Origin of the sequence: Streptomyces sp. NPDC019531, from assembly GCF_044903305.1 — a bacterium.
GTDB lineage: Bacteria > Actinomycetota > Actinomycetes > Streptomycetales > Streptomycetaceae > Streptomyces.
In genome coordinates this window covers 83,829-109,336 of the sequence record NZ_JBJDQL010000006.1, presented here as the reverse complement: position 1 = coordinate 109,336, position 25,508 = coordinate 83,829, and the positions used below count along the sequence as shown (strand labels likewise).

General features: G+C 70.5%; 28 protein-coding genes and 1 pseudogene. 15 read left to right on the top strand and 14 right to left on the bottom strand.

What is annotated here, in order from left to right:
- Positions 1–672, top strand: a 672-nt coding sequence (locus ACI2L1_RS09980; protein WP_404738822.1) for a zinc finger domain-containing protein, incomplete at its 5' end; no start/stop codon positions are given.
- A gap of 169 nt (positions 673–841) precedes the next feature.
- Here the strand turns inward: ACI2L1_RS09980 and ACI2L1_RS09975 are convergent.
- From ACI2L1_RS09975 to ACI2L1_RS09965, 3 genes are all read right to left on the bottom strand, one after another.
- Positions 842–1,498, bottom strand: a complete 657-nt coding sequence (locus ACI2L1_RS09975) for a zf-HC2 domain-containing protein (RefSeq protein ID WP_404738821.1) — start codon at positions 1,496–1,498, stop codon at positions 842–844.
- A gap of 160 nt (positions 1,499–1,658) precedes the next feature.
- Complete coding sequence (locus tag ACI2L1_RS09970) at positions 1,659–2,174, bottom strand: hypothetical protein (protein ID WP_404738820.1); 516 nt, start codon at positions 2,172–2,174, stop codon at positions 1,659–1,661.
- A 136-nt stretch (positions 2,175–2,310) separates the two neighbouring features.
- Positions 2,311–2,856: a sigma-70 family RNA polymerase sigma factor gene (locus ACI2L1_RS09965; RefSeq protein ID WP_404738819.1), complete on the bottom strand. Its 546-nt coding sequence runs from the start codon at positions 2,854–2,856 to the stop codon at positions 2,311–2,313.
- A gap of 221 nt (positions 2,857–3,077) precedes the next feature.
- Here ACI2L1_RS09965 and ACI2L1_RS09960 point away from each other — a divergent pair, with 221 nt between their 5' ends.
- Entirely contained in the window at positions 3,078–4,226 is a 1,149-nt protein-coding gene (locus tag ACI2L1_RS09960) for a CapA family protein (protein WP_404738818.1), read from the top strand.
- A 1-nt stretch (position 4,227) separates the two neighbouring features.
- Here ACI2L1_RS09960 and ACI2L1_RS09955 read toward each other — a convergent pair whose 3' ends face one another.
- Positions 4,228–4,704, bottom strand: a complete 477-nt coding sequence (locus ACI2L1_RS09955) for a MarR family winged helix-turn-helix transcriptional regulator (protein ID WP_404738817.1) — start codon at positions 4,702–4,704, stop codon at positions 4,228–4,230.
- 72 nt (positions 4,705–4,776) lie between these two features.
- Between ACI2L1_RS09955 and ACI2L1_RS09950 the strand changes: the two genes are divergently transcribed.
- Positions 4,777–5,592, top strand: coding sequence for an alpha/beta fold hydrolase (locus ACI2L1_RS09950; RefSeq protein ID WP_404738816.1), 816 nt, complete (start codon positions 4,777–4,779; stop codon positions 5,590–5,592).
- Positions 5,593–5,604: 12 nt separating this feature from the next.
- Here ACI2L1_RS09950 and ACI2L1_RS09945 read toward each other — a convergent pair whose 3' ends face one another.
- Positions 5,605–6,066 (bottom strand): universal stress protein, encoded by a 462-nt coding sequence (locus tag ACI2L1_RS09945; RefSeq protein ID WP_404738815.1) that lies wholly within the window; start codon positions 6,064–6,066, stop codon positions 5,605–5,607.
- A 152-nt stretch (positions 6,067–6,218) separates the two neighbouring features.
- Between ACI2L1_RS09945 and ACI2L1_RS09940 the strand changes: the two genes are divergently transcribed.
- Positions 6,219–7,058, top strand: coding sequence for a polysaccharide deacetylase family protein (locus ACI2L1_RS09940; protein WP_404738814.1), 840 nt, complete (start codon positions 6,219–6,221; stop codon positions 7,056–7,058).
- A gap of 30 nt (positions 7,059–7,088) precedes the next feature.
- On the opposite strand, the gene ACI2L1_RS09935 is transcribed toward ACI2L1_RS09940, so the two are convergent.
- Positions 7,089–7,760, bottom strand: a complete 672-nt coding sequence (locus tag ACI2L1_RS09935; RefSeq protein ID WP_404738813.1) for a class F sortase — start codon at positions 7,758–7,760, stop codon at positions 7,089–7,091.
- Between the two features lie 332 nt (positions 7,761–8,092).
- Between ACI2L1_RS09935 and ACI2L1_RS09930 the strand changes: the two genes are divergently transcribed.
- On the top strand, positions 8,093–8,584 hold the full coding sequence (locus ACI2L1_RS09930) for a hypothetical protein (protein ID WP_404738812.1): 492 nt from the start codon (positions 8,093–8,095) through the stop codon (positions 8,582–8,584).
- 93 nt (positions 8,585–8,677) lie between these two features.
- On the opposite strand, the gene ACI2L1_RS09925 is transcribed toward ACI2L1_RS09930, so the two are convergent.
- From ACI2L1_RS09925 to ACI2L1_RS09915, 3 genes are all read right to left on the bottom strand, one after another.
- On the bottom strand, positions 8,678–9,211 hold the full coding sequence (locus tag ACI2L1_RS09925) for a hypothetical protein (RefSeq protein WP_404738811.1): 534 nt from the start codon (positions 9,209–9,211) through the stop codon (positions 8,678–8,680).
- A gap of 205 nt (positions 9,212–9,416) precedes the next feature.
- Positions 9,417–10,181 (bottom strand): hypothetical protein, encoded by a 765-nt coding sequence (locus ACI2L1_RS09920; protein ID WP_404738810.1) that lies wholly within the window; start codon positions 10,179–10,181, stop codon positions 9,417–9,419.
- Positions 10,182–10,202: 21 nt separating this feature from the next.
- Entirely contained in the window at positions 10,203–10,334 is a 132-nt protein-coding gene (locus ACI2L1_RS09915) for a hypothetical protein (protein WP_280845768.1), read from the bottom strand.
- Positions 10,335–11,096: 762 nt separating this feature from the next.
- Here ACI2L1_RS09915 and ACI2L1_RS09910 point away from each other — a divergent pair.
- From ACI2L1_RS09910 to ACI2L1_RS09900, 3 genes are all read left to right on the top strand, one after another.
- Positions 11,097–12,059, top strand: coding sequence for an SCO0930 family lipoprotein (locus tag ACI2L1_RS09910; protein WP_404738809.1), 963 nt, complete (start codon positions 11,097–11,099; stop codon positions 12,057–12,059).
- A gap of 283 nt (positions 12,060–12,342) precedes the next feature.
- Complete coding sequence (locus ACI2L1_RS09905; protein ID WP_404738808.1) at positions 12,343–13,164, top strand: SAM-dependent methyltransferase; 822 nt, start codon at positions 12,343–12,345, stop codon at positions 13,162–13,164.
- Positions 13,161–15,296, top strand: coding sequence for a putative bifunctional diguanylate cyclase/phosphodiesterase (locus ACI2L1_RS09900; RefSeq protein WP_404738807.1), 2,136 nt, complete (start codon positions 13,161–13,163; stop codon positions 15,294–15,296). The genes ACI2L1_RS09905 and ACI2L1_RS09900 overlap by 4 nt, the downstream gene beginning before the upstream one ends.
- Before the next feature lie 326 nt (positions 15,297–15,622).
- Here ACI2L1_RS09900 and ACI2L1_RS09895 read toward each other — a convergent pair whose 3' ends face one another.
- Both ACI2L1_RS09895 and ACI2L1_RS09890 read right to left on the bottom strand, forming a co-directional pair.
- Positions 15,623–16,858, bottom strand: a complete 1,236-nt coding sequence (locus ACI2L1_RS09895) for a PQQ-binding-like beta-propeller repeat protein (protein WP_404738806.1) — start codon at positions 16,856–16,858, stop codon at positions 15,623–15,625.
- A 42-nt stretch (positions 16,859–16,900) separates the two neighbouring features.
- A complete protein-coding gene (locus ACI2L1_RS09890) occupies positions 16,901–17,788 on the bottom strand; it encodes a LysR family transcriptional regulator (protein ID WP_404738805.1) in 888 nt (295 codons plus the stop codon).
- A 120-nt stretch (positions 17,789–17,908) separates the two neighbouring features.
- Here ACI2L1_RS09890 and ACI2L1_RS09885 point away from each other — a divergent pair, with 120 nt between their 5' ends.
- The 5 genes from ACI2L1_RS09885 (at position 17,909) to ACI2L1_RS09865 (ending at position 23,173) form a co-directional block, all read left to right on the top strand.
- Entirely contained in the window at positions 17,909–18,580 is a 672-nt protein-coding gene (locus tag ACI2L1_RS09885) for a succinate dehydrogenase (protein ID WP_404738804.1), read from the top strand.
- Positions 18,581–18,582: 2 nt separating this feature from the next.
- Complete coding sequence (locus ACI2L1_RS09880; protein ID WP_404738803.1) at positions 18,583–20,529, top strand: fumarate reductase/succinate dehydrogenase flavoprotein subunit; 1,947 nt, start codon at positions 18,583–18,585, stop codon at positions 20,527–20,529.
- On the top strand, positions 20,526–21,275 hold the full coding sequence (locus tag ACI2L1_RS09875; RefSeq protein ID WP_404738802.1) for a succinate dehydrogenase/fumarate reductase iron-sulfur subunit: 750 nt from the start codon (positions 20,526–20,528) through the stop codon (positions 21,273–21,275). Before ACI2L1_RS09880 ends, ACI2L1_RS09875 begins: the two co-directional genes overlap by 4 nt.
- Positions 21,276–21,554: 279 nt before the next feature.
- The gene (locus tag ACI2L1_RS09870) at positions 21,555–22,325 is read left to right on the top strand and encodes a GNAT family N-acetyltransferase (protein ID WP_404738801.1); all 771 of its coding nucleotides are present in this window, start codon (positions 21,555–21,557) and stop codon (positions 22,323–22,325) included.
- Complete coding sequence (locus tag ACI2L1_RS09865; RefSeq protein WP_404738800.1) at positions 22,325–23,173, top strand: lysophospholipid acyltransferase family protein; 849 nt, start codon at positions 22,325–22,327, stop codon at positions 23,171–23,173. Before ACI2L1_RS09870 ends, ACI2L1_RS09865 begins: the two co-directional genes overlap by 1 nt.
- Positions 23,174–23,402: 229 nt before the next feature.
- Here ACI2L1_RS09865 and ACI2L1_RS09860 read toward each other — a convergent pair.
- Positions 23,403–23,557 (bottom strand): annotated as a pseudogene (locus ACI2L1_RS09860) (LLM class flavin-dependent oxidoreductase); the annotation flags it as partial.
- A gap of 54 nt (positions 23,558–23,611) precedes the next feature.
- On the opposite strand from ACI2L1_RS09860, the gene ACI2L1_RS09855 reads away from it, so the two are divergent.
- Positions 23,612–24,274: a DNA polymerase beta superfamily protein gene (locus tag ACI2L1_RS09855; protein ID WP_404738799.1), complete on the top strand. Its 663-nt coding sequence runs from the start codon at positions 23,612–23,614 to the stop codon at positions 24,272–24,274.
- Here the strand turns inward: ACI2L1_RS09855 and ACI2L1_RS09850 are convergent.
- Positions 24,265–24,681 carry a (2Fe-2S) ferredoxin domain-containing protein gene (locus ACI2L1_RS09850; RefSeq protein WP_404738798.1) on the bottom strand — a complete coding sequence of 139 codons (417 nt, stop codon included), beginning with the start codon at positions 24,679–24,681 and terminating at the stop codon, positions 24,265–24,267. The genes ACI2L1_RS09855 and ACI2L1_RS09850 overlap by 10 nt on opposite strands.
- Positions 24,682–24,782: 101 nt before the next feature.
- On the opposite strand from ACI2L1_RS09850, the gene ACI2L1_RS09845 reads away from it, so the two are divergent.
- Entirely contained in the window at positions 24,783–25,274 is a 492-nt protein-coding gene (locus ACI2L1_RS09845; protein ID WP_404738797.1) for a hypothetical protein, read from the top strand.
- A gap of 6 nt (positions 25,275–25,280) precedes the next feature.
- Here ACI2L1_RS09845 and ACI2L1_RS09840 read toward each other — a convergent pair whose 3' ends face one another.
- Complete coding sequence (locus tag ACI2L1_RS09840) at positions 25,281–25,496, bottom strand: dodecin (RefSeq protein ID WP_123993773.1); 216 nt, start codon at positions 25,494–25,496, stop codon at positions 25,281–25,283.
- Positions 25,497–25,508: the final 12 nt, after the last annotated feature.

The window sequence follows — 25,508 nt, the reverse complement described above, 5'->3', positions numbered from 1 at the left end:
GGCGGGCCCCGTTTCGTCACCCATCTGGCCCGCGCGGGCTGGCTGCACTGGAAGGACCGCCTCCCCGACGGCCCGCCACGGCCCGGCAAAGGCCCCCTCGCCCTGCGCGTGGCCCTGGAGACCGGCGCCGGCTTCGACCTCACCGAGGTGGGCACGCAGAAGCGCCTCGCGGTGTACGTCGTGCGGGACCCTCAGGAAGTCCCCGGGGTGGCGAGGCTGGGCCCGGACCCCCTGGCCGACGACTTCGACGAGGCCCGCCTCACGGCGCTGCTCAAGGGCGAACGGCGACAGCTCAAGGGCGCCCTGCGCGACCAGGGCCTGATCGCGGGCGTCGGCAACGCGTACAGCGACGAGATCCTGCACGCCGCGAGGATGTCCCCCTTCAAACCCACCTCGACGCTCACGACGGAGGAGACCACCCGGCTCTACGAGGCCCTGCGTGCCACCCTCACCGAAGCGGTCGAGCGTTCCCGGGGTGTCGCGGCGGGCCGCCTGAAGGCGGAGAAGAAGTCCGGCCTGCGCGTGCACGGCCGCACCGGCGAGCCGTGCCCCGTGTGCGGCGACACCATCCGAGAGGTCTCCTTCAGCGACTCCTCGCTCCAGTACTGCCCGACCTGCCAGACGGGCGGCAGGCCGCTCGCGGACCGCAGGATGTCCCGACTGCTGAAGTGACCCCGCCCTGACTGTCGAACCGCTGGGCCGGAAAGACGCTGAAGCATCCGCGCGGACTTCCTCCAGGACACATCTCCGTGGATCGGCCAGGACAACGTCGATCCGAACGAGGCCCATACCCGAGGGTGGGTCGTCGACCGCACGCCCGCCGCCGTCCTCCGGGCCGGCGTCAGCTGGGATCGAGTGTCACCAGGTGCTCCCCGCCCGACGTCCGCACCTCGTAGTGGTCGATCTGGTCGGCGTGGAAGGTGGAGCTGCCCATCATGGTGTTGTCGGCGGTGGTGTGGCCGGGGGCGTTCCAGCCGGTGACGGTTTCCTCCTTGCCGTCCTGGCTGATCGCGACGAGATGACAGGCGCGCGGGCCGGCCTCGTCCTTGACCTTGAGCTCCACCTGGGTGCCCCAGTCCTCGTCCTCGGTGATGACCTGCGCCCACACGCCGGACTTGGCGTCGGTGGCCTCGACGCTGACGGTCTTGTCGGCGGTGCCGCCCGCCACCATGACCGCGAGCGTGGGGCCGCCCACCACGAGGACGACGGAGGCGGCCACGGTGTACAGCAGCCGCCTGCGGCGCGCCCGGTGACGTGCCGCGACCTCGCCGAGGAGGCGGTTCAGAAGCTGGGGGCCGGGCTGGGTCATCGGGTGCACGACCCGCGGGGTCGCCCGGCGATAGAGCATCATCTGGCGGGTCACGGCCCCGAACTCGGTCACGTGTGCCGCGCACTTGGGGCACTCCATGAGGTGGTCCTCGAAGCGGAAGGCCTCCGCCTCGTCCAGCACGCCGAGCGCGTACGCGCCGACGTCGCGATGCCTCTCCAAGGACCTCATGCGGAAACCTCGTGCCGTTGGGTGTGGGTGGGGTTACTCCTTGCTCCCACCGGTACGCACCAGCCCGCCGAATCACTCAAGGCGTACACAGAAACGTGACCAAGGGATTCGGAGCGGTCGACACCGCGGATTGGTCCGAATCGAAAAGAATCCAGAAGATCTAGAAGAGGTGGATGGCGAGGTGACCGAGGGGCAGACCGAGCTGCCAAGCCGGTGTCCACACCTTCGGCCCCTCGTCCTCCCCGATCCCCGATCCGCCGCCCGGCACGGCGTTCAGATCGGGTGCGAGCAGCTCCGTCTCCTCCAGCCAGCGCCAGGCCGCCGCCGCGAGTTCCAGGTCCGGCGCGGGCTCGCCGGTCGCCACCGCCTCGGCGGTGAGCGCGGCCATCCGCTCGCACACCCAGTCCTGCCAGGGCTGGTCGTACGCCGTCAGGGACAGCCAGTTCTCCAGCTGGGAGACGACCTGGATGCCCGAGAGCTCTCCCTCGGTGTCGGCGAGGAAGACGGTCAGCGCCAGCGCGTCCCGCCCGGCGCGGAACTCGAAGGACGTCGGTGGCATCAGATCGCCGGAACGCAGGAGCTCGTCGGCGATGTACTCGGCGTACAACCAGGCCATGGGGACGACGAGTTCGCCGCCGCCGGTGCCGTCCGTGCTCTCTTGACCTCTGTGCAGCATCCCTTCCTGCCTTCCTCCGGTGCGTGCGCGTCGCCCGTCGCCGGGTCCCCAGTCCGGAACACGGATGAGGACAGCCGATTACTCAACCGGGGTCTTCAGCAAGGCGCTTTACGGAGGTTTGACTTTTCCATTGGTTTCACCGCAGGTCGGCCGCGTATCCCGGAAGCACCCTGCGCAGGGCGCGCAGCGCGTAGTACGCGCGGGACTTCACGGTACCGGGCGGAATCCCGAGGACCTCGGCGGCCTCCGCCACACTCGCCCCCTGGAAATACACCAGCACCAGGACTTCACGGTGCTCCGGAGTGAGTGTCTTCACAGCCTCGCGTACGTCGAGGGTGGCGGCCGCCCGCTCCGCGTGATCGGCGCACACCCGCGCGTTCTCCAGCACCGCGTCGCCGACCTCGGCGGGCCGTGCCTGCCGGGCCCGCCGCGCGTCGATCGCGAGCCGCCGACCCACGGTCAGCAGCCAGGGCCGTACGGACTCGAAGGTGTCGGCGCGCAGTGCCTCGGGATGCTGCCAGGCGCGGACGAGGGTCTCCTGCACAAGGTCCTCGGCGCGTTGCCGGTCGCCGTCGCTGAGCCGGAGGAGGAGCGCGAAGAGGGGCCGGCCGTGCTCCCGCTGCAGTGCGGCGAGCTCGTGCTCGGCGGTCGTCCCGTTCGTGAGGGTGGTTCCGGCCGTCATGGCCGTATGGCACCTCAGTGCGGGGCCGGGGGACAGGCCACGCACAAGGATCTGCGGCGGACGGTCGATCGCGTCGACGAACGGTTCGATGAACGGTCCCTTCCGCGTCCCGTCCGCGCCCCTTCCGCCCCGGACGGGTCAAGAAGGCGGCCGGGCCGTTTGCGGACGCGGACAAGCTCATACCTATTCGTCAGCAAATATGACCACAGTGGGGTGAGCTGATGATTGCACGCAGACGGCAGGTTGCCCTGGCCCTCACGGCACTTCTCGCCGGAGGAGCCGCCTGCCAGGCACACGACCACGACACATCCGGGCATCCGGCCCCGTCCGCCGCCGAGTCGCGCGGCTTCACGCTCGTCGCCTCCGGTGATGTTCTTCCGCACAGCTCGATCATCGACCAGGCACGCTTCGACGCGGGCGGCAACGGCTACGACTTCCGTCCGATGCTGGCCGGAATCCGATCCGTGGTCTCCCGCGCCGATCTGGCGCTGTGTCACATGGAGACCGTCTACGGCGCGAACGGGAACTACACCGGCTACCCGACCTTCAAGTCGCCGCCCGAGGTGGCCCAGGGCCTCGCCGCCACCGGCTACGACGGCTGCTCCACCGCCTCCAACCACAGCCTCGACGACGGCGCCGACGGCATCCGCCGCACCCTCGACGCCCTCGACCGCGCGGGCGTACGGCACGCCGGATCGGCCCGCACCGAGCAGGAGGCGCGCACGGTCACCGTCCTGCGCGCGGGCCCGGCGAAGGTGGCCCACCTCGCCTACACCTATGACACCAACGGCTTCCCGCTGCCCCAGGGGCAGCCCTGGGCGGTCAACCTGATGGACGAGAACAGGATCCTGGCGGACGCCCGGGCCGCCCGGAAGGCGGGCGCCGACGTGGTCGTCGTATCGCTGCACTGGGGCACCGAATGGCAGGACGCGCCCGACGAGCAGCAACTGGCCCTGGCTCGCGACCTCACCGCGGCCCGCACCGGCACCCGCCCCGACGTCGACCTGATCCTCGGCACCCACGCCCATGTCCCGCAGGCGTACGAGAAGGTCAACGGCACCTGGGTGATCTACGGCATGGGCGACCAGATCGCCGGCGAGATGTTCAACCACGAGGGCGCCCAGGACCCGCGCGGCAATCAGTCCACCCTGGGCCGCTTCACCTTCGCCCCGCCCGCCCGGCCGGGTGGGCGCTGGCGGGTCACCAAGGCGGAGTTCGTGCCGCAGATGTTCGACGTGGACGCGGGCCGGGTGGTGGACCTCAATAGGGCGATCGCGCAGGGCGCCGATCTGAGCGGCGTGCGCGACCGCATCCGGGAGGTCGTGCTGAGCCGGGGTGCGGGCAAGGACGGGCTCACCATGGGGCGGTAGGTCAGTCCACGTCCACATGGTCGAAGGTCCGCAGCATCTCCTTCAACACGCGTGCGCACGCCCGGAGTTCGGCGTCGGTCAGCTCGCCGCCGCCGACCTGCCGGTTCAGGGCGTGCTCGCGCGCGAGAATCGCGGTGATGACGGCCACGCCCTCGTCGGTGATCCGGATCAGCGAGGACCGCTGGTGGGCGGGGTTGGGCGTGGCCTCCACCCAGCCGCGGTCCATCGCGTCATTGGTCATGCGCTGTACGAACTGCCGGGTCAGCGCCATGATCCGGCCCATCTGGGGAACCGTCATGGGCCCGTATCTGTGGAGCAGGACAAGGACGGAACGCACTCCGACGGACACCCCGCCGACCGCCTCGTCCTGCTCCAGTTTGCGCAGGCCGCGCCGGTAGAGCGCGCCGACCAGGTCGAAGACCTCGCTGACGCGGTGGCCGAGATCGTCGGGCGGCAGTGGTTCGTCGATGTCGTTCACCCGCTCATCATGCACCGGTCCATCATGACAACCAGGTTGTCAAAGTATTCCCAGTGTGACACCTTGGTTGTCATGACAGCTGCTTCGGAACTGAACTTCTTCGCATCTGCCGACGGGAACATCGCCTACCTCGACACCGGAGCCGGGGACCCCGTGGTCCTCCTGCACGCCGGTTACGTCGACCACCGCCTCTTCGAAGCCCAGACGCCGGTCCTCGCCGCCGCCCACCGTGTCATCGCCGTGGACGTCCGCGGCCACGGCTGGACCGACAACGCCACCAAGCCCTTCCGCTGGGCCGACGACCTCGCCGGCCTGCTGCGCCATCTCGACCTGGTTCCCGCGGTCGTGGCCGGTGTCTCGATGGGCGGAGCCATCGCCGGTGACATGGCGATCGAGTATCCGGAACTGGTCCGGGGGATCGTCCTGAGCGGGTCCTCGGTCAGCGACTTCCAGTACACCCACGAGGAGACCAGGAAGGTGGTGGTCGAATCCCACCGGGCCCTGCACTCGGGTGACATCGAGGGCTGGACGAAAATCTTCCTCGGGGCCGTGAGCGGCCCGTTCCGCTCGCCCGACGAGCTCGACCCGCACATCCTGAACCACCTGTGCGAGATGGCCCTGCACACCATCGCCAAGCACACACCGGGCGAACGCGACTGGCACGTACCCATGACCGACACCTGGTCCCGGGTCCCGAAGATCGACGTCCCGGTGCTGGTCATCAACGGCACGCTCGAGTCACCGGACCTGATCGCCGACGCGGAACTCTTCGCCGCCACCGCCCGGAACGGCCGCTCGGTACTGGTGGAGGGCACCTCACACTTCCCGAACCTGGAGAGGCCCGAGGAGTTCAACGCGATCGTGCTGGACTTCCTGCGCTCCCTCTAGCGCCTCGCCGGTCTACGGCACCACCGTCACCGGCCACCGCCCCGCCTTGACCAGCCGCACCGCGACGGAACCGACGATCCGGTGACCGGCCTGCTCCGAGGCACCGACCACCACCGCGTCGGCCTTGAGTTCGTCCGCGGCCTTCGTCAGCCCGCTGTAGGGGTCGCCGCGGAAGGTGTGGAACTCCCAGCGCACATCGAATATCCCCTTGTTCTGCTCGGTCGCGTGCCGGATCCGGGCGACCAGGTCCTCGGCGATCTCGTCCGTGGTCTCGGCGACCGGAGCGCCGAGCGCGGCGCCCGCGGCGATCACCGGCTGGACGTAGACCACGGTGAGCAGTGCGTGCTGCCGCCGGGCCAGACCTCCGGCGTACGCGGCGGCGCGGAGCGAGGAGTCGGAGCCGTCCACGCCGACGAGGATCACCTTCGGGCCGTCCGTACCCCGCTCGAACTGGTGCGCATGCTGTTCCGTCACGGCTGTGAGGCTATCGGAAGCCGCAGGTCCGGACGGCGTGCCGGACCTGCGGGCGCCGCCGACGCCGTTCCGCTGGGCCGGTTGGGTGTATTCGTGCCGCCACACCGGTGTCGCTGAGGTGCGTCGGCGGTCCGTCGGGCGACTGATGAGTCATGACGAAGGATCAGTTGCTCACACGGCGCCGGGCCCTGCTGGCCGGCGCCGCCGCCGTCGGGGCCGTCGGCACGGCCGGAGTGCTCGCGGCGATCACGGGCGAGGAGGCGGTCCGGCCGGCGCTCCCCGCCGTCGGCCCCCCGGCCGCGGCCCGTCCGCTCAAGCCCTCGGCCTACCGCCTCCAGCCCCTCACGGGCTACGGTCCGCCCCGCGCCGCCCAGCGGAAGACACTGGTACGCCACGAGCCGATGCTCAAGGTGTCCGGGCGCGGCCGGACCATGGTGCTGACCTTCGACGACGGCCCCGACCCCCGCTACACCCCGCACATCCTGGACACCCTGGCCGAGTACGACGTACACGCGATGTTCTTCGTGTGCGGCGAGATGGCCGTCCACAACGAGGACCTGCTGGCCCGGATGGCCGACGAGGGACACGTCGTCGGCAACCACACCTGGTCCCACCCCCTGCTCACCCGGCTCAGCCGCTCCCGTATCCGCTCCGAGATGGAACGGACCTGCGACGTCATCGAGGACGCCTACGGCGAGCGGCCCGAATGGTTCCGCGCTCCCTACGGCGCCTGGAACCGCGCGGCCTTCCAGCTCGGCGCCGAACTGGGCATGGAACCCCTCGCCTGGACCGTCGACACCCTCGACTGGACCACCCCGGGCACCCGCAGCATCGTCGGCCGGGTGGAGAACGGCGCCGCCCCCGGCGTCGTGGTGCTCTCGCACGACGCCGGGGGCGACCGCTCCCAGAGTGTCCGGGCGCTGCGCGACTATCTTCCGCAGCTGCTCGATTCCGGCTACCACATCACCGTTCCGCGACGGCAGTACGCATGACCGGAACACGCCCGCCGGGTCGGGGAACGCTCAGCGGACCTCGACCAGGCGGGCGAACGCGACGACGTTTCCGGCGTATCCGGTCTGCTTGGAGAAACCGCCCCCGCAGGTGATGACCCGCAATTCGGGGGTGCCCTTGGAGCCGTAGACGCGGTCGCCGGGGAAATTGTTCTTCTCGAAGACCTCGATGCCGTAGATCTCGAAGATCGCCGTCTTTTCGTCCTTGCGCCTGATCTCGACCCGATTTCCCTTCTTCAGGGCCCCGAGTCCGTAGAACACGGCGGGGCCCTGCTGGTTGTCGACATGCCCTACGACGACCGCGGTGCCCTTCTCGCCGGGCGAGACCGCGCCAGTGAACCAGCCGGCCAGGTTCGGGTCCTCCGGCGGCGGTGCGCCGACCCAGCCGTCCGCGTCCAGGCCGACCGGCAGGACCGGGGCGTCGACCCGGATCGCCGGGATGGAGACCCGGTCGGGCGCGGCGTACGGCAGGGGATCGGGGGCGTTGCCGAAGACGGTGCCGTGCACCCGGCTGTCCGCCGCGGCCGCCGACGCGGGCTGTGGCGGCCCGACGTCGAACTCCCCCGAACCGTTCCGAATGAGCGCGAGGCCGGTCAGCAGAACAAGCGCTATCACGCCCCAGGGAGCGCGCTTCTTCCGCTGCTCCTCCTGTTCGACCAGATCGGCCAGCCCGGACGCAGACATTGACTTCCCCTCTCGACGCGGCCGTCGCCGCGTCATTCGCGCATACGAGAACGCTAAGTCCCGCGCGCGGAACCGGCGACGGGGCAGCGGCGAACGGGTGGCCCCCGAATACGCGTGGTGCGCCATCCGAGTTGCCGTGAGCAGGAATTTTCTGACGGTCCGTGACCTGCGGAGATATCCGATTGTGTGCTTGTCGCTCGGCGTGTCCTCTCACCAGGACGGACCATTCTCGAAATGCGGGCCCGCGCAAGGCATCTGAGGGTCTGTCTGGGAGGTGCTTTCTCGCCGATCAACCGGGGACGGTTCCCGGGGTGTCTCCCGCGGAGGATCACATGCGTACTACTCGTGCCCTGGCGGCCGCCGGCGCCGCCGTCGCCGTACTCGGACTCACCGCCCCGGCGGCCGTCGCCCGGGACGGCATGAACCTGAGCCCCAGCAATGTCGTCGCACTGCCCAGCGTCATCGCCAGGGGCGGACAGCTGACCATCACCGTGAACAACTGCACCGCCCCCGCCACTGCGAGCTCGGACGCGTTCTCGCGGGTCACGCTGAGCGTGGGCGCCAACAACCTCGCGACCGGTACCGCGACGGTCAACCGGGACGCGCGCACGGGATCGCACAGCATCAGCGTCGTGTGCGGCAACGGCACCGTCATCAACCCCACGGCCTTCACCGTCGTCGGCGGCGTCCGAGGAGGTCTCGGTGGCAGCAGCTCCACCGGGGCCACTCCGACGGACATGGCCATCGGCGGCGGTCTCGTGGCCCTCGCGGTCATCGGCGGCGGAGTCTTCTGGATGCGTCGCCGGTCCGAGCGGAGCATCTGAATCTCCGCCCCCTTCGGAGATCTGTGACCGCATGTCACACAGCCGTCCGCCCCGGTCCCTCTCGGGATCCGGCGCGGACGGCTGTGGTGCGTCTCAGGCGCCGTCCTCGCCGCTGCGGCGACGGGAGAGGCGGTATGCCGCCCCGATCGAGCCTGCGATCAGTGCGGCGCCCATGCCGATCTCCTTGAGGTCGAACCCGGCCAAGCTGCCACCCTCACCGGCCTGCACACCCCGGCCGGGGTGGAGCGGCTCCGGTGTGGGACCGACCGGACGGCCGCCCGCGATGGTCAGGCTCGTGGACCCGCTCACGCCGTCACACGTGAACGTCACCTGGTAGGCCGCGCCGGGTTTGGCGTCCCAGTCGATGACGGCTGTCGCCCGGCTCCTGTGCGAGGGGATGGTGATGGTGTCGAAGACCGCCGAGGTGACGGTCGCCGAGCCCTTGCAGCCGCCGTGGTCCCGTTCCAGCAGCAACGTCACTTGTCCGCCCGCGGCGATGGTCGAGGGCTGGACGCTGAAGCCGAAGGGCGTGATGTTGTTGTCGCCCTTCGCCACGGCGGCCGGTGCGGAGAAGGTCAGGGCGGTCACACCCAGCAGAGCGGCCGAAGCGACGCGTATCGCGTGCATGGTGGTTCCTCCGGTCCCCGAGGAGCAGCTGCGGACCTTTTCCGCCTATGTGAGAAGTGCACCTCGATGACCGAAACGCTAGGAACAGGTGTACGTTCGCGCGATCGCAGTCGCGCCGAATGGGTCATGCGTGTGGGCCGGTCAGGGGACGCCGACGGTGTGTCGCACGCCGGACGTTCCCCGCAGACTCTCGTGGTGGGACGCGTCAGCCCTTGGCGCCCGGGAAGAGAGCCAGGAACGGTTCCGCCGACGCCGTGATGCCCCGGCTGTACGGTGCGTCGAAGTCCCAGATCAGGAAGAGCAGGAAGGCGATCAGCGCGGAGAACAGTCCGGCGAGGATCAGCTCGCGGGCGGTACGCCGGATCTGCAGGGCGAAGACCATCCCGATGGTGATGACCCCGCCGCCCAGCAGGCCGAACCAGACCACCCCGGGCATGGTGGGGTCGACCGAGTCGGCGCGGGCGTTGCGGGCCTGGTCCACGGCCGCCACCTGGTCCACGAGCGGCTGGTAGGCCTGGGCCTGGAAGTCGGTCGTCGGCTCGTAGGAGGTGACGTCCGTGCGGAGGCGGTCGAGGAGCTCGGCACCGCGCTCGGTGGTCCGGTTGCGGTCGGCCATCTCCTTCCACTCCACGGTGACGACGTGTCCGACATACGCGTTGACATCGTCTCGAATACGGTCACGGACGTCGGCCGGATAGACCTGGACCCGCTCCGAGATCTCGTGCAGCGCCTGGGCCTCCGCCTGGACGTGGTCCTGGGCCGAACTGCGCGCCTCCCAGACGCCCGCGATGGCCAGACCCAGGACGATGGCGTACACCACCCCGATCCACATCGTCATGTACTCGATGACGTCCGGGGTCTCGCTGGGATCCTCGTCCAGGGGCGCAGCCTTGTGGCGGATGAGCGTGATGGCGACCACCACGGCACACGCGGCCAGCATCGCGAGGATGAGAACAAGCCATTCCGGCAAGGGATGCCTCCAGGATCGGCACTAGCGGGGCCGCAGGGCGGCCACGGCGACCACCGCGGGCGCGGTGATGAGCAGGACGTAGATCACGGGCGAGGTCGTGCTGTGCGTGGGCCTCTCGGGTGCCTTCGCGTGGTGGTAGGCCGGGTAGGTCACCGGCGTCGAGGAGGGGCCGGGGACCGGCTTGGGCGGTGTCCGTGTCGGGGTGGGAGTCGGTGTCGGGGCGGGTGGGGGTGTGGCGGGCGGTGTCAGCCGGGGCTGTGGTACGGCCGGTAGCGGTGCCGGTGCGGGCGGCGGAGGTGTGGGGGACGGCGGCTCGGGAGTCGGTGTCGGGGTCGGCTTGGGCGGCCTCCGCGTCGGAGGCGGCTTCGGCGGCGTGGGGTCGGGCGAGGGCGTGGGAGTACACGCAGGCTCGGATGGAGTGGGAGTCGGGGTGGGCCTCGGCTTCGGGCACGGCAGGGGAGTGGGCCAGGTGAGGCTTCCGGCGACCGCCACCACCTCGGTGCCCTCGGGGCCGGTCGAGGCGTAGGCGCAGGCATCCGCCTCGGCCACTCCGGCCGTCGGGCCGATGAGCGCCCACGTCAATGTCAGCAGGGCCAACACCCGTATGGCGGAAGCGGATTGAGGCGATTCGGGTCGATGCACGACGGAGATCATGAGGCCTGGCACGCCGTCCCGCGCTCGGGAGCGAAGAGATTGATCCGAAGGAGGGACAAAGGGTCGCCCGGTGTTTGAACGCCGAGCGCCTGCCCGTCCGATGGTGCGTACGTGTGTGCGATCCGAGGTGGGTGTGGTCACAGCCTCCGGAAAGAAATTTGCGGGACGGTTGAACACAACCCCTGCTCCGCTGCGTACCCATTGTCGTGCGGCGGCGCAGCAGGGCGCTGCAACACCCTAAGAAAGTATGGGGAGTTGACGATGAAGACCTCCTGGCGGAGCGCCTCACTCGTGGCGAGCGCTGCGGCGGTGCTGGCGCTGACGACGGCGTGCGGTCAGGAAAGCGGCACGTCGTCGGTGGGCAGTCAGAACGTCGGTGCCACAGCTGCGGCGGGCGGTTACGGCGGCGTGGGTTCCGGCATCGGAACCGGTACCAGCCCCAGCGCCAGCTCGACCGCGGTGGGACAGGGAAACCTGGGAGCCCAGTCGGCCTCGGCCGGCAAGCTGGAGGTGTCCGCGAACGCCGAGCTCGGAGACGTGCTGACCGACAGCACCGGCCTCACCCTCTACCGCTTCGACGAGGACACCGCCGAGCCGCCGAAGTCGAACTGTGACGGCGACTGCGCCACGGCCTGGCCGCCGGTGCCCGCGGATGACGCCTCGGCCGGTGCCGGTATCGACAAGGCGCTGCTCGGTGAGGTGACCCGCACCGACGGCACCAAGCAGCTGACCATCGGCGGCTGGCCGGCCTACCGCTACGCCAAGGACACCAAGGCCGGTGACCTCACCGGCCAGGGCGTGGGCGGCAAGTGGTACGCGCTGGCGCCCACGGGCAAGAAGGCGTCGGTCGCCAGTCTGCCCGGTCTGTCCACGCGCAACGACCCCGACCTGGGCGAGATCGTCGTCGACAAGAACGGCATGACGGTCTACCGCTTCGCCAAGGACAAGGCCTGGCCCGAGCCGGTCTCCAACTGCACCGGCGCCTGCCTGGAGAAGTGGCCGGCGGTGGCACCGGTGTCGGCCAACGACACCAAGGACGTGCAGAAGAAGGGCCTGATGAGCTTCACCCGCTCCGACGGCGTCAAGCAGCAGACGGTCAACTGCTCGCCCATCTACACCTTCTCGGGTGACAAGGAGGCCGGCGACACCAACGGCCAGGGCGTCGGCGGCACCTGGTACGCCGTCCGTCCCAACGGCGAGATGGTCGGCGTCTCCGACAAGTGACACCGGCCTCACCGAACCACCGGCCCGACCCCTCCGCGCCGCACGGAGGGGTCGGGCCGGTTTGCCGTCATTCCCCCCAACTCCCCGCGAGTCGGCGCCCACTCCGGAACTCTCCGCAGTGCGGCGCCTACGTTTCGTAAGGAACCCGCAGGGGTCCCGAAGCGGCACGTGCCGCAGGCAGTGACCGGGAACGGATGGTCAATTTCCGTTTCCGCTCGCTCCATTGGCGGGCGATCAGTAGCCTCAGCTCGAACACCGGATCGTCTACGCCTTGGAGAGATACATGGAGCGTCCCGCCTGGGCTCCCCGGAGCATCGACATCTCCGTGCCGAGCGTCGCGCGTATCTACGACTTCTACCTGGGCGGTTCGCACAACTTCGAAGCCGACCGCGAGGCGGCCCGCAAGGCCATGGAGTTCGTGCCCGGACTGCCGAAGATCATGCAGGCGAACCGGGCGTTCATGCGGCGGGCGGTGCGGTTCGCGGCCGAAGAGGGCATCACCCAGTTCCTGGACATCGGCTCCGGCATCCCCACCTTCGGCAACGTCCACGAGATCGCCCAGAGCGCAAGCCCCGGCGCCCGGGTCGTCTACGTCGACCACGACCCGGTGGCCGTCGCACACAGCCAGGCGGTCATCGAGGGCAACGCGGACGCGGGCGTCGTGGCGGCCGACCTCCGCAAGCCCCAGGAGATCCTTCAGAGCCCCGAGGTCCAGCGACTGATCGACCTGAACCGTCCGGTGGCGCTGCTCCTCGTTGCCATACTGCACTTCGTGGACGACACGGACGACCCCCACGGAGCGGTGGCGCAGCTGCGCGACGCGCTCGCGCCCGGCAGCCTGCTGGTGCTGACGCACGCGGCGTACGAGGGAATCCCGCTGCCGCAGGAGCAGGTCGAGGGTGCGATGGACGTGTACACGGACATCCGCAATCCGCTGATCATGCGCTCGCACGACGAGATCGCACGGTTCTTCGAGGGGTACGACATGGTGGAACCCGGACTGGTGCCGATGCCGCGGTGGCGGCCGGAGTCGGAGAACTGGGACCCCGACGACGAGGACCCGTGGGCCTTCTCCCAGTTCGGTGGCGTGGGGCGGACGGCGTGAGCGCGGAGCCGGACAGCCCGGAGGACAGACTGCGACGGTTCGCGACGATCTGGAGCCGGGCGGTGTTCCCGGTGACGTCGACGTCCTCGACCCGGCCGGAGTTCGAACAGCAACTGCTGCCGCTGGCCCGCCGGTTGAGCGAGGCGCTCGCGGCCAGGGTCGTCAACACGGACGAGGGCCGGGCGGTGGGCGCCGCCCTCGTCGCGGCGCACTGCACGGACCCGGAGGCCCTGGCCCGCTCCCTGGATTGCGTGGACGCCTATCTGGTGCTCTACTGCGGCGGCGAGGGAGACTCGGAGGACCTGCGCAGCCGGTCCGCACGGCTCCAGCACGCCATGGCCGCCGGATACGCGCAGGCGCTGCGCGAGCGGACGCTGGCCGAACAGGAGGCCATCGCGCGGGCCGCCCTTGAGGCGCAGGGCGCGGTGGCACAGGCGCTGCACGCCACCGAGGCACGGTTCCGCGCGGTGTTCGAGGGCGCGGCCATAGGGATCGGCATCGCCGACCTGGACGGCAACGTCCTCCAGGTCAACGGCGCGTTGCTGCGCATGTTCGGCATCACCGACCAGACGATGCGCGGACGCAGGGTCCAGGAGTGGACCCACCCCGACGACGCGCCCCAGACCTGGACGCTCTACGACGAACTCGTCCGGGGTGAGCGCGAGCACTACCACCTCGAAAAGGCCTTCTCCCGCCCGGACGGAACGGTCCTGTGGACCAACCTGACGGTCTCCCTGCTGCGCGACGCCGACGGCGTCCCGCAGTACCAGCTCGCCCTCATGGAGGACACCACCGAGCGCCGGCTGCTCAACCTCCGGCTGCGCTACGAGGCCACGCACGACGCGCTCACCGGACTGCCCAACCGCACGCTGTTCTTCGAGCGCCTGGAGAAGGCACTGAGTGCGGGGGACGGTCAGCGGTTCGGCCTGTGCTATCTCGATCTCGACGGCTTCAAGACCATCAACGACAGCCTCGGCCACGCGGCCGGCGACCGGCTGCTCGTCGAGGTCGCCGACCGGCTGCAGTCCTGCGCGACCGCGCCGGGCGAGATGGTGGCCCGCCTCGGCGGTGACGAGTTCGTGGCGCTGACCACCGGCCCCGACACCGAGAGCGAGGTCGACGAGCTCGCGTCGCGCATCATGAACGTGCTGCTCGCCCCGGTCCGTATCGACGGCCGGGAGCTGACCGTGCGCGGCAGCATCGGCATCGTCGAGGGCCCTGCGGGGGAGCGGGGCCCCGCGGAGGTGCTGCGCAGCGCCGACATCACCATGTACCGCGCCAAGTCGGCGGGCGGCAACCGCTTCGAGCTCGCCGACCCTGAGGCCGACGCCCGCGCCATCACCCGGCACGGTCTGACCACACAGCTGCCCGCGGCCCTGGAGCGGGGCGAGTTCTTCATCGAGTACCAGCCGCTGGTCCATCTCGGCGACGGCAGTGTGCGGGGCGCCGAGGCGCTGGTGCGATGGCTGCACCCGCAGCACGGCGTGCTCGGCCCGGACCGCTTCATCCCGCTCGCCGAGGACACCGGGCTGATCGTGCCGCTCGGCCGCTGGGTCCTGGAGCAGTCGGTGCGTCAGGCCCACGAGTGGCGAGAACGGTACGGCGACGGCGGCCCCCTTCGCATCAACGTCAACCTCTCACCGTGCCAGCTCACCCACCCAGGACTGGTCCAGGAGACCGTGGACATCCTGGAGCGCGCCGGTGTCGAACCGGAGGCTCTCTGCCTGGAGGTGACCGAGTCGGCCCTCATCGGCGCCGACGACGACCTGCTCAAGCCGTTGCGTCGGCTTGCCGAGATGGGCGTCGACATCGCCCTGGACGACTTCGGCACCGGCTATTCGAACCTGGCGAACCTCCGCCGACTCCCCGTCAACGTCCTCAAGCTGGACCGGTCCTTCACCCAGAGCATGCAGCAGTTCCCCGCCGATCCGGTCGACCTCAAAATCGTCGAAGGGATCGTTTCGCTCGCCCACAGCCTGAACCTCGCGGTGACGGTCGAGGGCGTCGAAACCGGGGCGCAGGCCGAGCAGTTGCGGATACTGGGCTGCGACACGGCCCAGGGCTGGTACTACGCCCGCCCGGGCCCGCCGGAGCGACTGCACGAGCTGGCACTGGTGGACGCGACGGGCTGAGGGCCGCGGATGGGCGTCGGCTTCGGTGTAGCCAGGTCGGGTCGGCCTGCCGTGCGCTTGGGAGGGGCTGAGTGCCGCTCCAGGCGCTGGCCTCGGGCGGGCTGGCCGCTCGGTCTGTCGTCGGCTCCGGGGACTGGGCGCCTTGGCTGTCACCGACTCCGTACAGGCTGGGGCGGCGTTCTGCCTGCTGTGGGATTCGGGCGGGCTCGGGCCTTCGGCCCCCCTGCGGGATTCGGGCGGGCCAGGGCGCTCGGCCCGCTGCTCGCTGCCGTGAGACCCGGCTCGTCGCCTCCGGCGGGTCGGTTGCCGCCCGCTGCGTCGGCGATTCAGGGCAGCGGCAGTGAGCGCAGGGAACCGTGGGTACGGGCCATGACGACGACGTGGCCCGTGTCCCCGCCCGGTGCGAAGACCAAGGGGCCTTCGCCGGCTCTGGTCTGCGAGTACGCCGGGGACATGCGGGGAGCGGCGGTTCCGGTCCCCTGCGGACCGGCGTGCAGGTCGATCGTGATCACGCGGTCCCGATTGGTGCGGTCGTTGACGGGGGTGAAGGTCACGAACCGGCCGTCGGCCACGGTGGCGTCCGCCTTGGTGGCGTACGTGCTCCAGAGTTTGCGGTCGTTCTCAAGGTCGTACGCGAACCAGTTGCCCGCGCTCGTGTCCTCGGCGCCGGCCTCGTACAGCACCAGGACCCCGTCGTCGGAGATCACCCCGCGTACGGGCTTGTCGACCGTGTTCCTCGGGGTCGGCAGCGGCCTCAGCGTCGCCGGATCCAGGCGCCGCATGCGCGCTAAGGTGTCCCCGGCGGAGATCGGGCTGCCGGTGCACACCAGATAGTGGCCGCCGGTGACGAGGTGCGGGCACTCGACGCCCGTGGGGCTGGTCGCCACGGTGTCGCCGGTGCGGGCGTCGCGGGCGGTGACCCGGGTGCCGTCGGCCGTGTAGACGCGGCCCCGGAAGGCGGCCAGGGGTTCGCCCGTGCTCCAGGCGACGGACCGGTGCCAGAGGGGCGTGCCGTCGGATGCGCGAACGGCGTCGAGGACGGCGGCGGTGCCGGTGAAGTAATCCGGTGCGTGGAGAGCGTAGACGATCCCGTCCGCGGCGCCGAGGGCGAAGTAGGCACGGCTGGTGGGCAGTTGATGGGCCCACGCCTGCGCACCCGTCCGCAGGTTCGCCGCGCGGAGCACACCCGCGACCCCGGTCACGGCCCGTTCGTCGGCCGCGTCGACGACCAGTCCGGCGCTCTTGCCGTGGTCGCCCCCGGCCACGGTCCAGGTGATACGGCCATCGGCCCGCGAACGCCCCACGAATCCACCGGAGTTGGTCGCGCACACCACCTGGTGCGCCGTCGCGCCGCAACTGCCGTGGGCCTCCTGGCTGGAGAGGGACGCCGTCCACGCGCGCCACGGGCCCGAGACGGACGTCGAGGTCGTCTCCACCGTCGGCCCCAAGCCACCGGACGGCGACGAGACGGCCGGGCTCTTCGGTCCGCCGGACGCGCTGTTCCCCGCGCACCCCACCAGCACCAGCAGTGCCGCGCCCACCGCAACGATTCGCCGCTTCATCCCCGCCCACCCCTGCCTGAGAGAACGCCATGCTACGACCGCTCAGCGCTCCAGCAGCATCCGCTGCAACTCCCGCGCCGCCCGCGGCGGGGCCACATCGCTGCGGTGCGCCAGCGCGATCGTCCGGTGCAGACCCGGCCGGGCGAGCGGGGTGACGCGCAGCCCCCGCCCCGAGCGCGTGGCGACCATGCGCGGTACGACGGCCACGCCCAGGCCCGCCCGTACGAAGCCAAGGACCGCGTCCATCTCCCCGCCCTCCACCGCGAAGTCCGGTTCGAACCCCTCGGCACGGCACGCGGCCACGGTCAGCTCGCGCAGGTCGTAGCCGTGCCGGAACATCACCAGCGGCTCGCTCTCCAGGTCGCAGATGCGCACGGTGCGGCGGCCCGGACCACCGGGTGCGGAAGCCTCCGGCGAGGAGACGACGACCAGGTCCTCGCGCAGCAGCTCCACCGTCGTCAGCGCCGGGGACGGCGTGGGCAGCGGGAGGACCACCAGCGCCAGGTCGAGGGCGCCGCGCGCGAGCAGTCGTACGAGATCGTGGGAGCCGCCCTCCTCGATCATCAGCCGGATGCCGGGATAGCGGTCGTGGAAGGCGCGCAGCACGTCCGGCAGCAGACCGGTGCACAGACTCGGGGTCGCCCCGAGCCGGACCCGGCCGCTGCGCAGCTGCACCAGCTCCTGCACCTCGTGCCGGGCGGTGTCCGCGTCGGCGAGGATACGGCGGGCCAGCGGCAGCAGGGCCTCGCCCGCGTCGGTGAGCGTGATGTTGCCGCGGGCCCGGAGGAAGAGGTCCGCCCCGAGCTCCCGCTCCAGCGCCTTGATCTGCTGGGACAGGGACGGCTGCGCCACGTGGACGAGATCGGCGGCACGGGTGAAGTGGCGGGTCTCGGCGACCGCCACGAAGTACTGGAGCTGCTGGAACTGCACACTCGTACGATAGCTGCTCTCTATGGAATCAAGCCGGACCATGTCTTGGACCGATCGGGACCTTCGGTTCTAACGTCTTGAGTCATGGCTCTGGCAACGCGGACGGACCGACGGCCGTCCATGGCACGCACCGTGTGGGACAGCTCCGTCGGCAAGAAGACCGTGATGGCCGTCAGCGGCCTGATCATGCTCCTGTACCTGGTCGTCCATATGATCGGCAACCTGAAGATCTTCTTCGGTGCGGGCGAGTTCAACCACTACGCGCACTGGCTGCGCACGGTCGGCGAACCGTTCATGCACTACGAGTGGACGCTCTGGCTGATCCGTGTGGTGCTGGTCGTCGCCGTGGGCGCCCACGCCACCTCCGCCTACCAGCTCAGCCGCCGTGACCTCCGGGCGCGGCCCCGCAAGTACGTCCACAAGAAGCGGCGGGCGAGCTACGCGACGCGCACCATGCGCTGGGGCGGGATCATCCTCGGCCTGTTCATCGTGTGGCACATCCTCGACCTGACGACCGGCACCGTGCACTCCGGCGGCTTCCAGGAGGGCCACCCGTACCAGAACGTCGTGGACACCTTCTCCACCTGGTACGGCAACGTCATCTACATCGTGGCGATGCTCGCCCTCGGCCTGCACGTCCGGCACGGCTTCTGGAGCGCCGCGCAGACCCTCGGCGCCGGCAGCCGCAGCCGCGACCGGGCCCTCAAGGCCGTCGCCAATGTCCTCGCACTGCTGCTCACGGCCGGCTTCATCGCCGTACCCGTGGGTGTCATGACCGGAGTGGTGAGCTGAACATGACCTACGTCGACTACACGACAGGCTCGGCGCTGACAGACGACAAGGCGCCCCCCGGGCCCGTCAACGAACGATGGGACAGGCGCCGGTTCGAGGCCAAGCTGGTCAACCCCGCCAACCGGCGCAAGCACACGGTGATCGTCGTCGGGACGGGTCTCGCGGGCGGCTCCGTCGGCGCCACCCTCGCCGAACAGGGCTATCACGTCGTCCAGTTCTGCTACCAGGACTCCCCGCGCCGCGCCCACTCCATCGCCGCGCAGGGCGGCATCAACGCGGCCAAGAACTACCGCAACGACGGCGACTCCATCCACCGGCTCTTCTACGACACCGTCAAGGGCGGCGACTTCCGGGCCCGCGAGTCCAACGTCCACCGCCTCGCGCAGATCTCCGTTGAGATCATCGACCAGTGCGTGGCGCAGGGCGTGCCCTTCGCGCGGGAGTACGGCGGGCTGCTCGACACCCGCTCCTTCGGCGGTGTACAGGTCTCCCGGACCTTCTACGCCCGCGGGCAGACGGGCCAGCAGTTGCTGCTGGGGGCGTATCAGGCGCTGTCGAGGCAGATCGCGGCAGGGAACATCGAGATGCACCCGCGCACCGAGATGCTCGACCTGATCGTCGTCGACGGGCGGGCGCGGGGGATCGTGGCCCGGGATCTCGTCACCGGTCGCATCGACACGTACTTCGCGGACGCGGTGGTGCTGGCCTCCGGTGGCTACGGAAACGTCTTCTACCTGTCGACCAACGCCATGAACTCCAACGCGACGGCCGTCTGGAGGGCCCATCGCCGCGGCGCCCACTTCGCCAACCCCTGCTTCACCCAGATCCATCCGACCTGCATCCCACGCACCGGCGACCACCAGTCCAAGCTGACGCTGATGAGTGAGTCGCTGCGCAACGACGGCCGGATCTGGGTGCCGAAGGCCAAGGGCGACACCCGACCGCCGAACAGGATCCCCGAGGACGAGCGCGACTACTACCTGGAGCGCATCTACCCGTCCTTCGGCAACCTGGTCCCGCGCGACATCGCCTCCCGCGCCGCGAAGAACGTCTGCGACGAGGGCAGGGGCGTCGGCCCCGGCGGACAGGGCGTGTACCTCGACTTCGCCGACGCCATCGAGCGGATGGGACGGAAGGCCGTCGAGGCCAAGTACGGCAACCTCTTCGACATGTACCAGCGGATCACCGACGAGGATCCGTACGAGGTGCCCATGCGGATCTATCCCGCCGTGCACTACACGATGGGCGGACTGTGGGTCGACTACGACCTCCAGACCACCGTCCCCGGTCTGTTCGCCGTCGGCGAGGCCAACTTCTCCGACCACGGTGCGAACCGGCTCGGCGCCTCCGCCCTGATGCAGGGCCTGGCCGACGGCTACTTCGTGCTGCCGGCGACCATCAACGACTACCTCGCCCGCAACCCCCACCAGGACCCGGTAACCGACGAACACCCCGCCGTCCAGGAGGTGTTGGCGGAGACCCAGGACCGGGTCCATCTGCTCCTCGCCGTGGACGGCGACCGTACTCCGGACTCCTTCCACCGCGAGGTCGGCGAACTCATGTGGGAGTTCTGCGGGATGGCGCGCACCGACTCCGGGCTGCGCAAGGCACTTGAGCGCATCCCGCAGATCCGCGAGGAGTTCTGGCGCCGCATCAAGGTCCCGGGTACCGGCGCGGAGTTCAACCAGTCGCTGGAGAAGGCCAATCGCGTCGTCGACTACCTGGAGCTCGCCGAGCTGATGTGCCTCGACGCGCTGCACCGCGCCGAGTCCTGCGGCGGCCACTTCCGCGAGGAGTCCCAGACACCCGACGGCGAAGCGGCCCGCAGGGACGACGAGTTCGCCTACGCGGCGGCCTGGGAGTTCACCGGCACCGGAGAGGCGCCCGTCCTGCACAAGGAAGACCTGGTCTTCGAGTACGTCCACCCCACTCAGCGGAGCTACGCATGAAGCTCACCCTGCGCGTCTGGCGGCAGAAGAACGCCGACGCCGACGGAGCGATGTCCACGTACGAGGTGGACGGCATCTCGTCCGACATGTCCTTCCTGGAGATGCTGGACACCCTCAACGAGGAGCTCATCCTGCGCGGTGAGGACCCCGTGGCCTTCGACCACGACTGCCGTGAGGGCATCTGCGGTGCGTGTTCGCTGGTGATCAACGGGGACGCGCACGGGCCCGAGCGGACGACCACCTGTCAGCTGCACATGCGGTCCTTCTCGGACGGCGACACGATCGACATCGAGCCGTGGCGGGCGTCCGCGTTCCCGGTGATCAAGGACCTGGTCGTGGACCGGTCGGCCTTCGACCGGATCATCCAGGCCGGTGGGTACATCACGGCGCCCACCGGGGCGGCTCCCGAGGCACATGCCACGCCGGTGCCGAAGCCCGATGCCGACTTCGCGTTCGAGCACGCCGAGTGCATCGGGTGCGGGGCATGTGTGGCCGCCTGTCCCAACGGGGCGGCGATGCTGTTCACCTCGGCCAAGGTCAATCACCTGAACGTGCTGCCGCAGGGTGCGCCCGAGCGGGAGACCCGGGTGCTGGACATGGTGGCGCAGATGGACGACGAGGGGTTCGGGGGGTGCACCTTGGCGGGCGAGTGTGCGACGGCCTGCCCGAAGGGCATCCCTCTGGTCTCCATCACCAGCATGAACAGGGAGTGGCTGCGGGCGACCCGGAAGGCCGCCAGGCGCTGACAGACGTTCGCCGAAAAGGTGCGGACGGGTGGGGTCGGACGTGGTGCTCAGGTCCGGCCCCACCAGGGTCTCTCGGTGAGAGCCCCGGCGTTGCCTCCCTCCGGTCACCGGCGGGACACCGTCCGGTCGACGGAGTCGGAGGCGCCGGACACCTTGTCCGAGCAGTTCAACCTCCGCACATCCGCGCTCTCGGAACCGGTCACGTACACGCCAACCGGCGTCGGAAGAACAGGGACAGCGGCACCGCTTGCCGCCTCCGCCTGTGACCTGGAGAGTGCCATGACCGGCGTTTCCACCCTGGACCGTCCCCCGCAGAGCGTCGCCCCCACCCGCTACACCGTCACCCTGGCCCGAAACGAGGACGACGTACGTGCCGCGCAGCGGCTGCGGCACGACGTGTTCGCCGGGGAGATGGGCGCCCTCCTGACGACCCCGGAAGCGGGCCTCGACATCGACGGCTTCGACGCCTACTGCGACCACCTGCTCGTCCGTGACACCGTGACCGGCCAGGTCGTCGGCACCTACCGGCTGCTGCCCCCGGAGCGGGCCGCGGTCGCCGGACGCCTGTACTCGGAGAGCGAGTTCGACCTCGCGCCGCTGGACACGATCCGCCCGGGCCTCGTCGAGGTCGGCCGCTCCTGTGTGCACCCCGACCACCGCGACGGCGCGGTCATCGGCCTCATCTGGGCCGGGATCGCCCGCTACATGGTGGACCGCGGCCACGACTGGCTGGCAGGCTGCTGCTCCATCCCGCTCGCCGACGGCGGCGCGCTCGCGGCCGGCACCTGGGACCGGGTGCGCGCCAAGTACCTGGCTCCCGAGGAGTTCCGGGTACGGCCCCTGCTGCCCTGGGAGCCCGCGGAGGGCACGCCCGCCGCCCACACCGAGCTGCCCCCGCTGCTGCGCGGCTACCTCCGCCTCGGCGCCTGGGTGTGCGGCCAGCCCGCCCACGACCCGGACTTCGGGGTCGCCGACATGTACGTGCTGCTGTCCATGCGCCGCGTCAACGCCCGTTACCTGCGGCACTTCCTCTCGCTCGTCCCGGCCTGATGAGCGTCTGGCAGCCCAGCGCGCCCTGCACCCCCGGGGCGTGCCTGGAGAGGGCGGGAACCGCCACGGCCGTACCCCGTGCCGTGCTGCGGCTCGTGGCGGTCACGGCGGTCACGCTCGCCGGGATCGTGTTGCTGCCGGTCGGCCGGTGGATCCCGGCCGGCACGGTCAGGTGGTGGTGCCGGGCGGTGGTGCGGGCCTCGGGGGTCCGGGTCCGCATGTCCGGCACCACCACGCCCACCGGCGGAGTGCTCCTGGTCGCCAACCACATCTCCTGGCTGGACATCCCGCTGCTCGCCGCCGTACGCCCCGCCCGGATGCTCGCCAAGTCCGAGATCCGGCACTGGCCGGTGGCGGGTCGGCTGACCGCAGGCAGCGGTGCGCTGTTCATCGACCGGGACCGGCTGCGGGCCCTCCCGGACACGGTCGCCCGTATCGCCGACGCGTTGCGCGAAGGCGCCGCGGTCGCGGTCTTCCCGGAGGGCAGCACCTGGTGCGGCCGCGCGCAGGGCCACTTCCGGCGCGCGGTCTTCCAGGCGGCCCTGGACGCCGGGGCCCCGGTCCAGCCGGTGAGACTGCGCTACCGCCTCGCCGACGGCGGCGCCAGCACGGCCCCCGCCTTCATCGGCAACGACTCCCTGCTGGCATCGGTGTGGCGGGTCGTGTCGGCACGGGGACTGGTGGCCGAGGTGGAGGTGCTGCCACTGATCGCACCCGGCAGCCACAGCGAACGGAAGTCACTCGCCCGCGCCGCCGAGACGTGCGGGCAGCGCGGAGACCGTCAGGCGCACGCTCTGACCACCACGGCGGGTCACTTCCCCTCAGTGGTCGTGACGGCTGCCAGATAGGGCGCTGTCACGCTGCCGGCCGCCCGGGCCACCTCCCGCGCGGCGGCCTCCCGCCGATCGAGTTCCTCCAGCCACGACACCATCGCCGCCTCCAAGACCACGCCCTGGGACACGACGATCCGCCGTCCGAGCACGAACGGTGACGGCGCACGGCATCACCAGCTCACTGCAGAAGAGCCGCACCCATCTGAGACGTCGGGGTGACCCAGCTGTCGAAGTCCCAGGTTTCGGCGACGCCGGGCACACCGTGGTGTTCCGGAACCGGTGGTAGCCGAGCCGCTCCAGCTCCTGGGCCAGCCTGACCGTGTCCCGCAGGGCCTCGGCGTTGGTACCGACCTCGCGGGTGCGGGAGCGGTCCAGGACGGAGAAGCGGACGGCGGCCACCTGCCACGGAAAACCAGATGACCGGCATCCGCGCAGGTCAGCACAATGGGCCGGGTGACCGCCCAGAACATCCTGCTCTCCGGCATCGTCGGCTCGACCGCGTACGGACTCGCCCGTGAGGGGTCCGACGTGGACCGGCTCGGCATGTTCGCCGCGCCCACCGAGACCCTGCTCGGTCTGCACACGCCGAAGGAGTCCCACGTCACCACGGCACCCGACCGCACCCTCCACGAGGCGGCGAAGTGGTGCCGGCTCGCCCTCGGCGGCAATCCGACCGTCATGGAACTGGTGTGGCTGCCGGACGAGCTGTACGAGGTGCGCACCCCGCTGGGCGACGAACTCATCGGCATCCGCGGGTCGTTCCTGAGCGCCCAGCGGGTCCGGGACGCCTATCTCGGGTACGCCACCCAGCAGTTCAGGAAGCTGGAGAGCCGCGGCGGCGACCCCCGCACCGCCAAGCACGCCCGGCACCTCAAGCGCCTGTGCCACCAGGGCCTGGAGCTGTACGCCACGGGGCGGCTCGCCGTGCGGGTCGAGGATCCCGAGCAGTACCACCGCTTCGGGGACTCCGTCGCCGCGGACCCCGCGACCGCCCGCTCGCTGCTCGCCCACTACGAGAGCGCCTTCGCCGAGACCCGCAGTGTGCTGCCCGACCGGCCCGACGAAGGGCCGGCCGAGGCGTGGCTGCGTCGGGTCCGGGCCGAGTTCTACGGCTGACGGCGGCGACGGGACCGTATCCGGGCCTCCCGTGGCGGTTCGATGAACTGCAGCTCCAGCGTGAGCGGCGGTTCTGCGACCCCCGGTCCTCCCGCCGCCGCCCACTGCACCACCTCCTCGGTGCCCTCGTCGTCCATGACGAACCCGATCCAGGCGGCCTTGCCACCCGCCCGGCGCCCGGCCGCCGAGGGGCGTACGACGATCACGTTCGCCTGGTCGCAGGGGCCCAGACAGTCGGTCGTACGGACCTGGAAGCCGTGCTCGGCCGCACCGGCCCGCAGCAGCTCCAGCTGCCAGGTGTGGTCGGTGCCGGGGTTCTTGCGGGCGTCGCCACAGCAGCAGCCCCGGCAGATGACGACGGTGCAGGAGGCGGATCCGGTCAGGAACGAGCGGGACGTCGAGGGCATGGGAGAAGCATGCGGCCTGCACCGACCACGGGGTGCGGGCGGGGTACCCCTTCGCCTGCAGGCGTGCTCCGACGGCCGGTCGCCGGGGCTAGGGTGGCGGTGTGACCGACAGCGACAAGTCCCCGCTCGCCGTGTTCGACCTGGACAACACCCTTGCCGACACGGCCCACCGGCAGCGGTTCCTGGAGCGGAAGCCGCGCGACTGGGACGCGTTCTTCGCCGCCGCGCCCGCGGATCCGCCGATCCCGGAGGGCATTGCGCTGGTGCTGGAGAGCGCCGAGGAGTGCGAGATCGTGTACCTCACCGGCCGCCCCGAGCGCTGCCGACGGGACACGCTCGCCTGGCTCGGCGCGCAGCAACTGCCCGAGGGGCGCGCGTACATGCGCCGCAACGACGACCGGCGGCCGGCCCGGCGCACCAAGCTGGAGATCCTCAAGCAGCTCGCCAGGACCCGGGAGATCCGGGTGCTGGTGGACGACGACGAGTTGGTCTGCGAGGACGCCCAGCGGGCCGGCTTCACCGTCGTACGTGCACGCTGGTCCGCCCCTTCCGCCGCGCTGGAGGTGGCGCAGGAGCGGGAGGGGCGGACCTGAACGCGGTCAGCCGGACTCGTCGAGGCGGAAACCGACCTTGAGGCCGACCTGCCAGTGCTGGACCTGTCCGTCCTCGATCTGCCCCCGCACCTGGGTCACCTCGAACCAGTCGAGATTGCGGAGGGTCTGGGAGGCGCGGGTGATGCCGTTGCGGATCGCCTGGTCAACGCCGTCGGGCGAGGTGCCGACGATCTCGGTCACCCGGTAGGTGTGGTTAGTCATGGTTCCACGGTG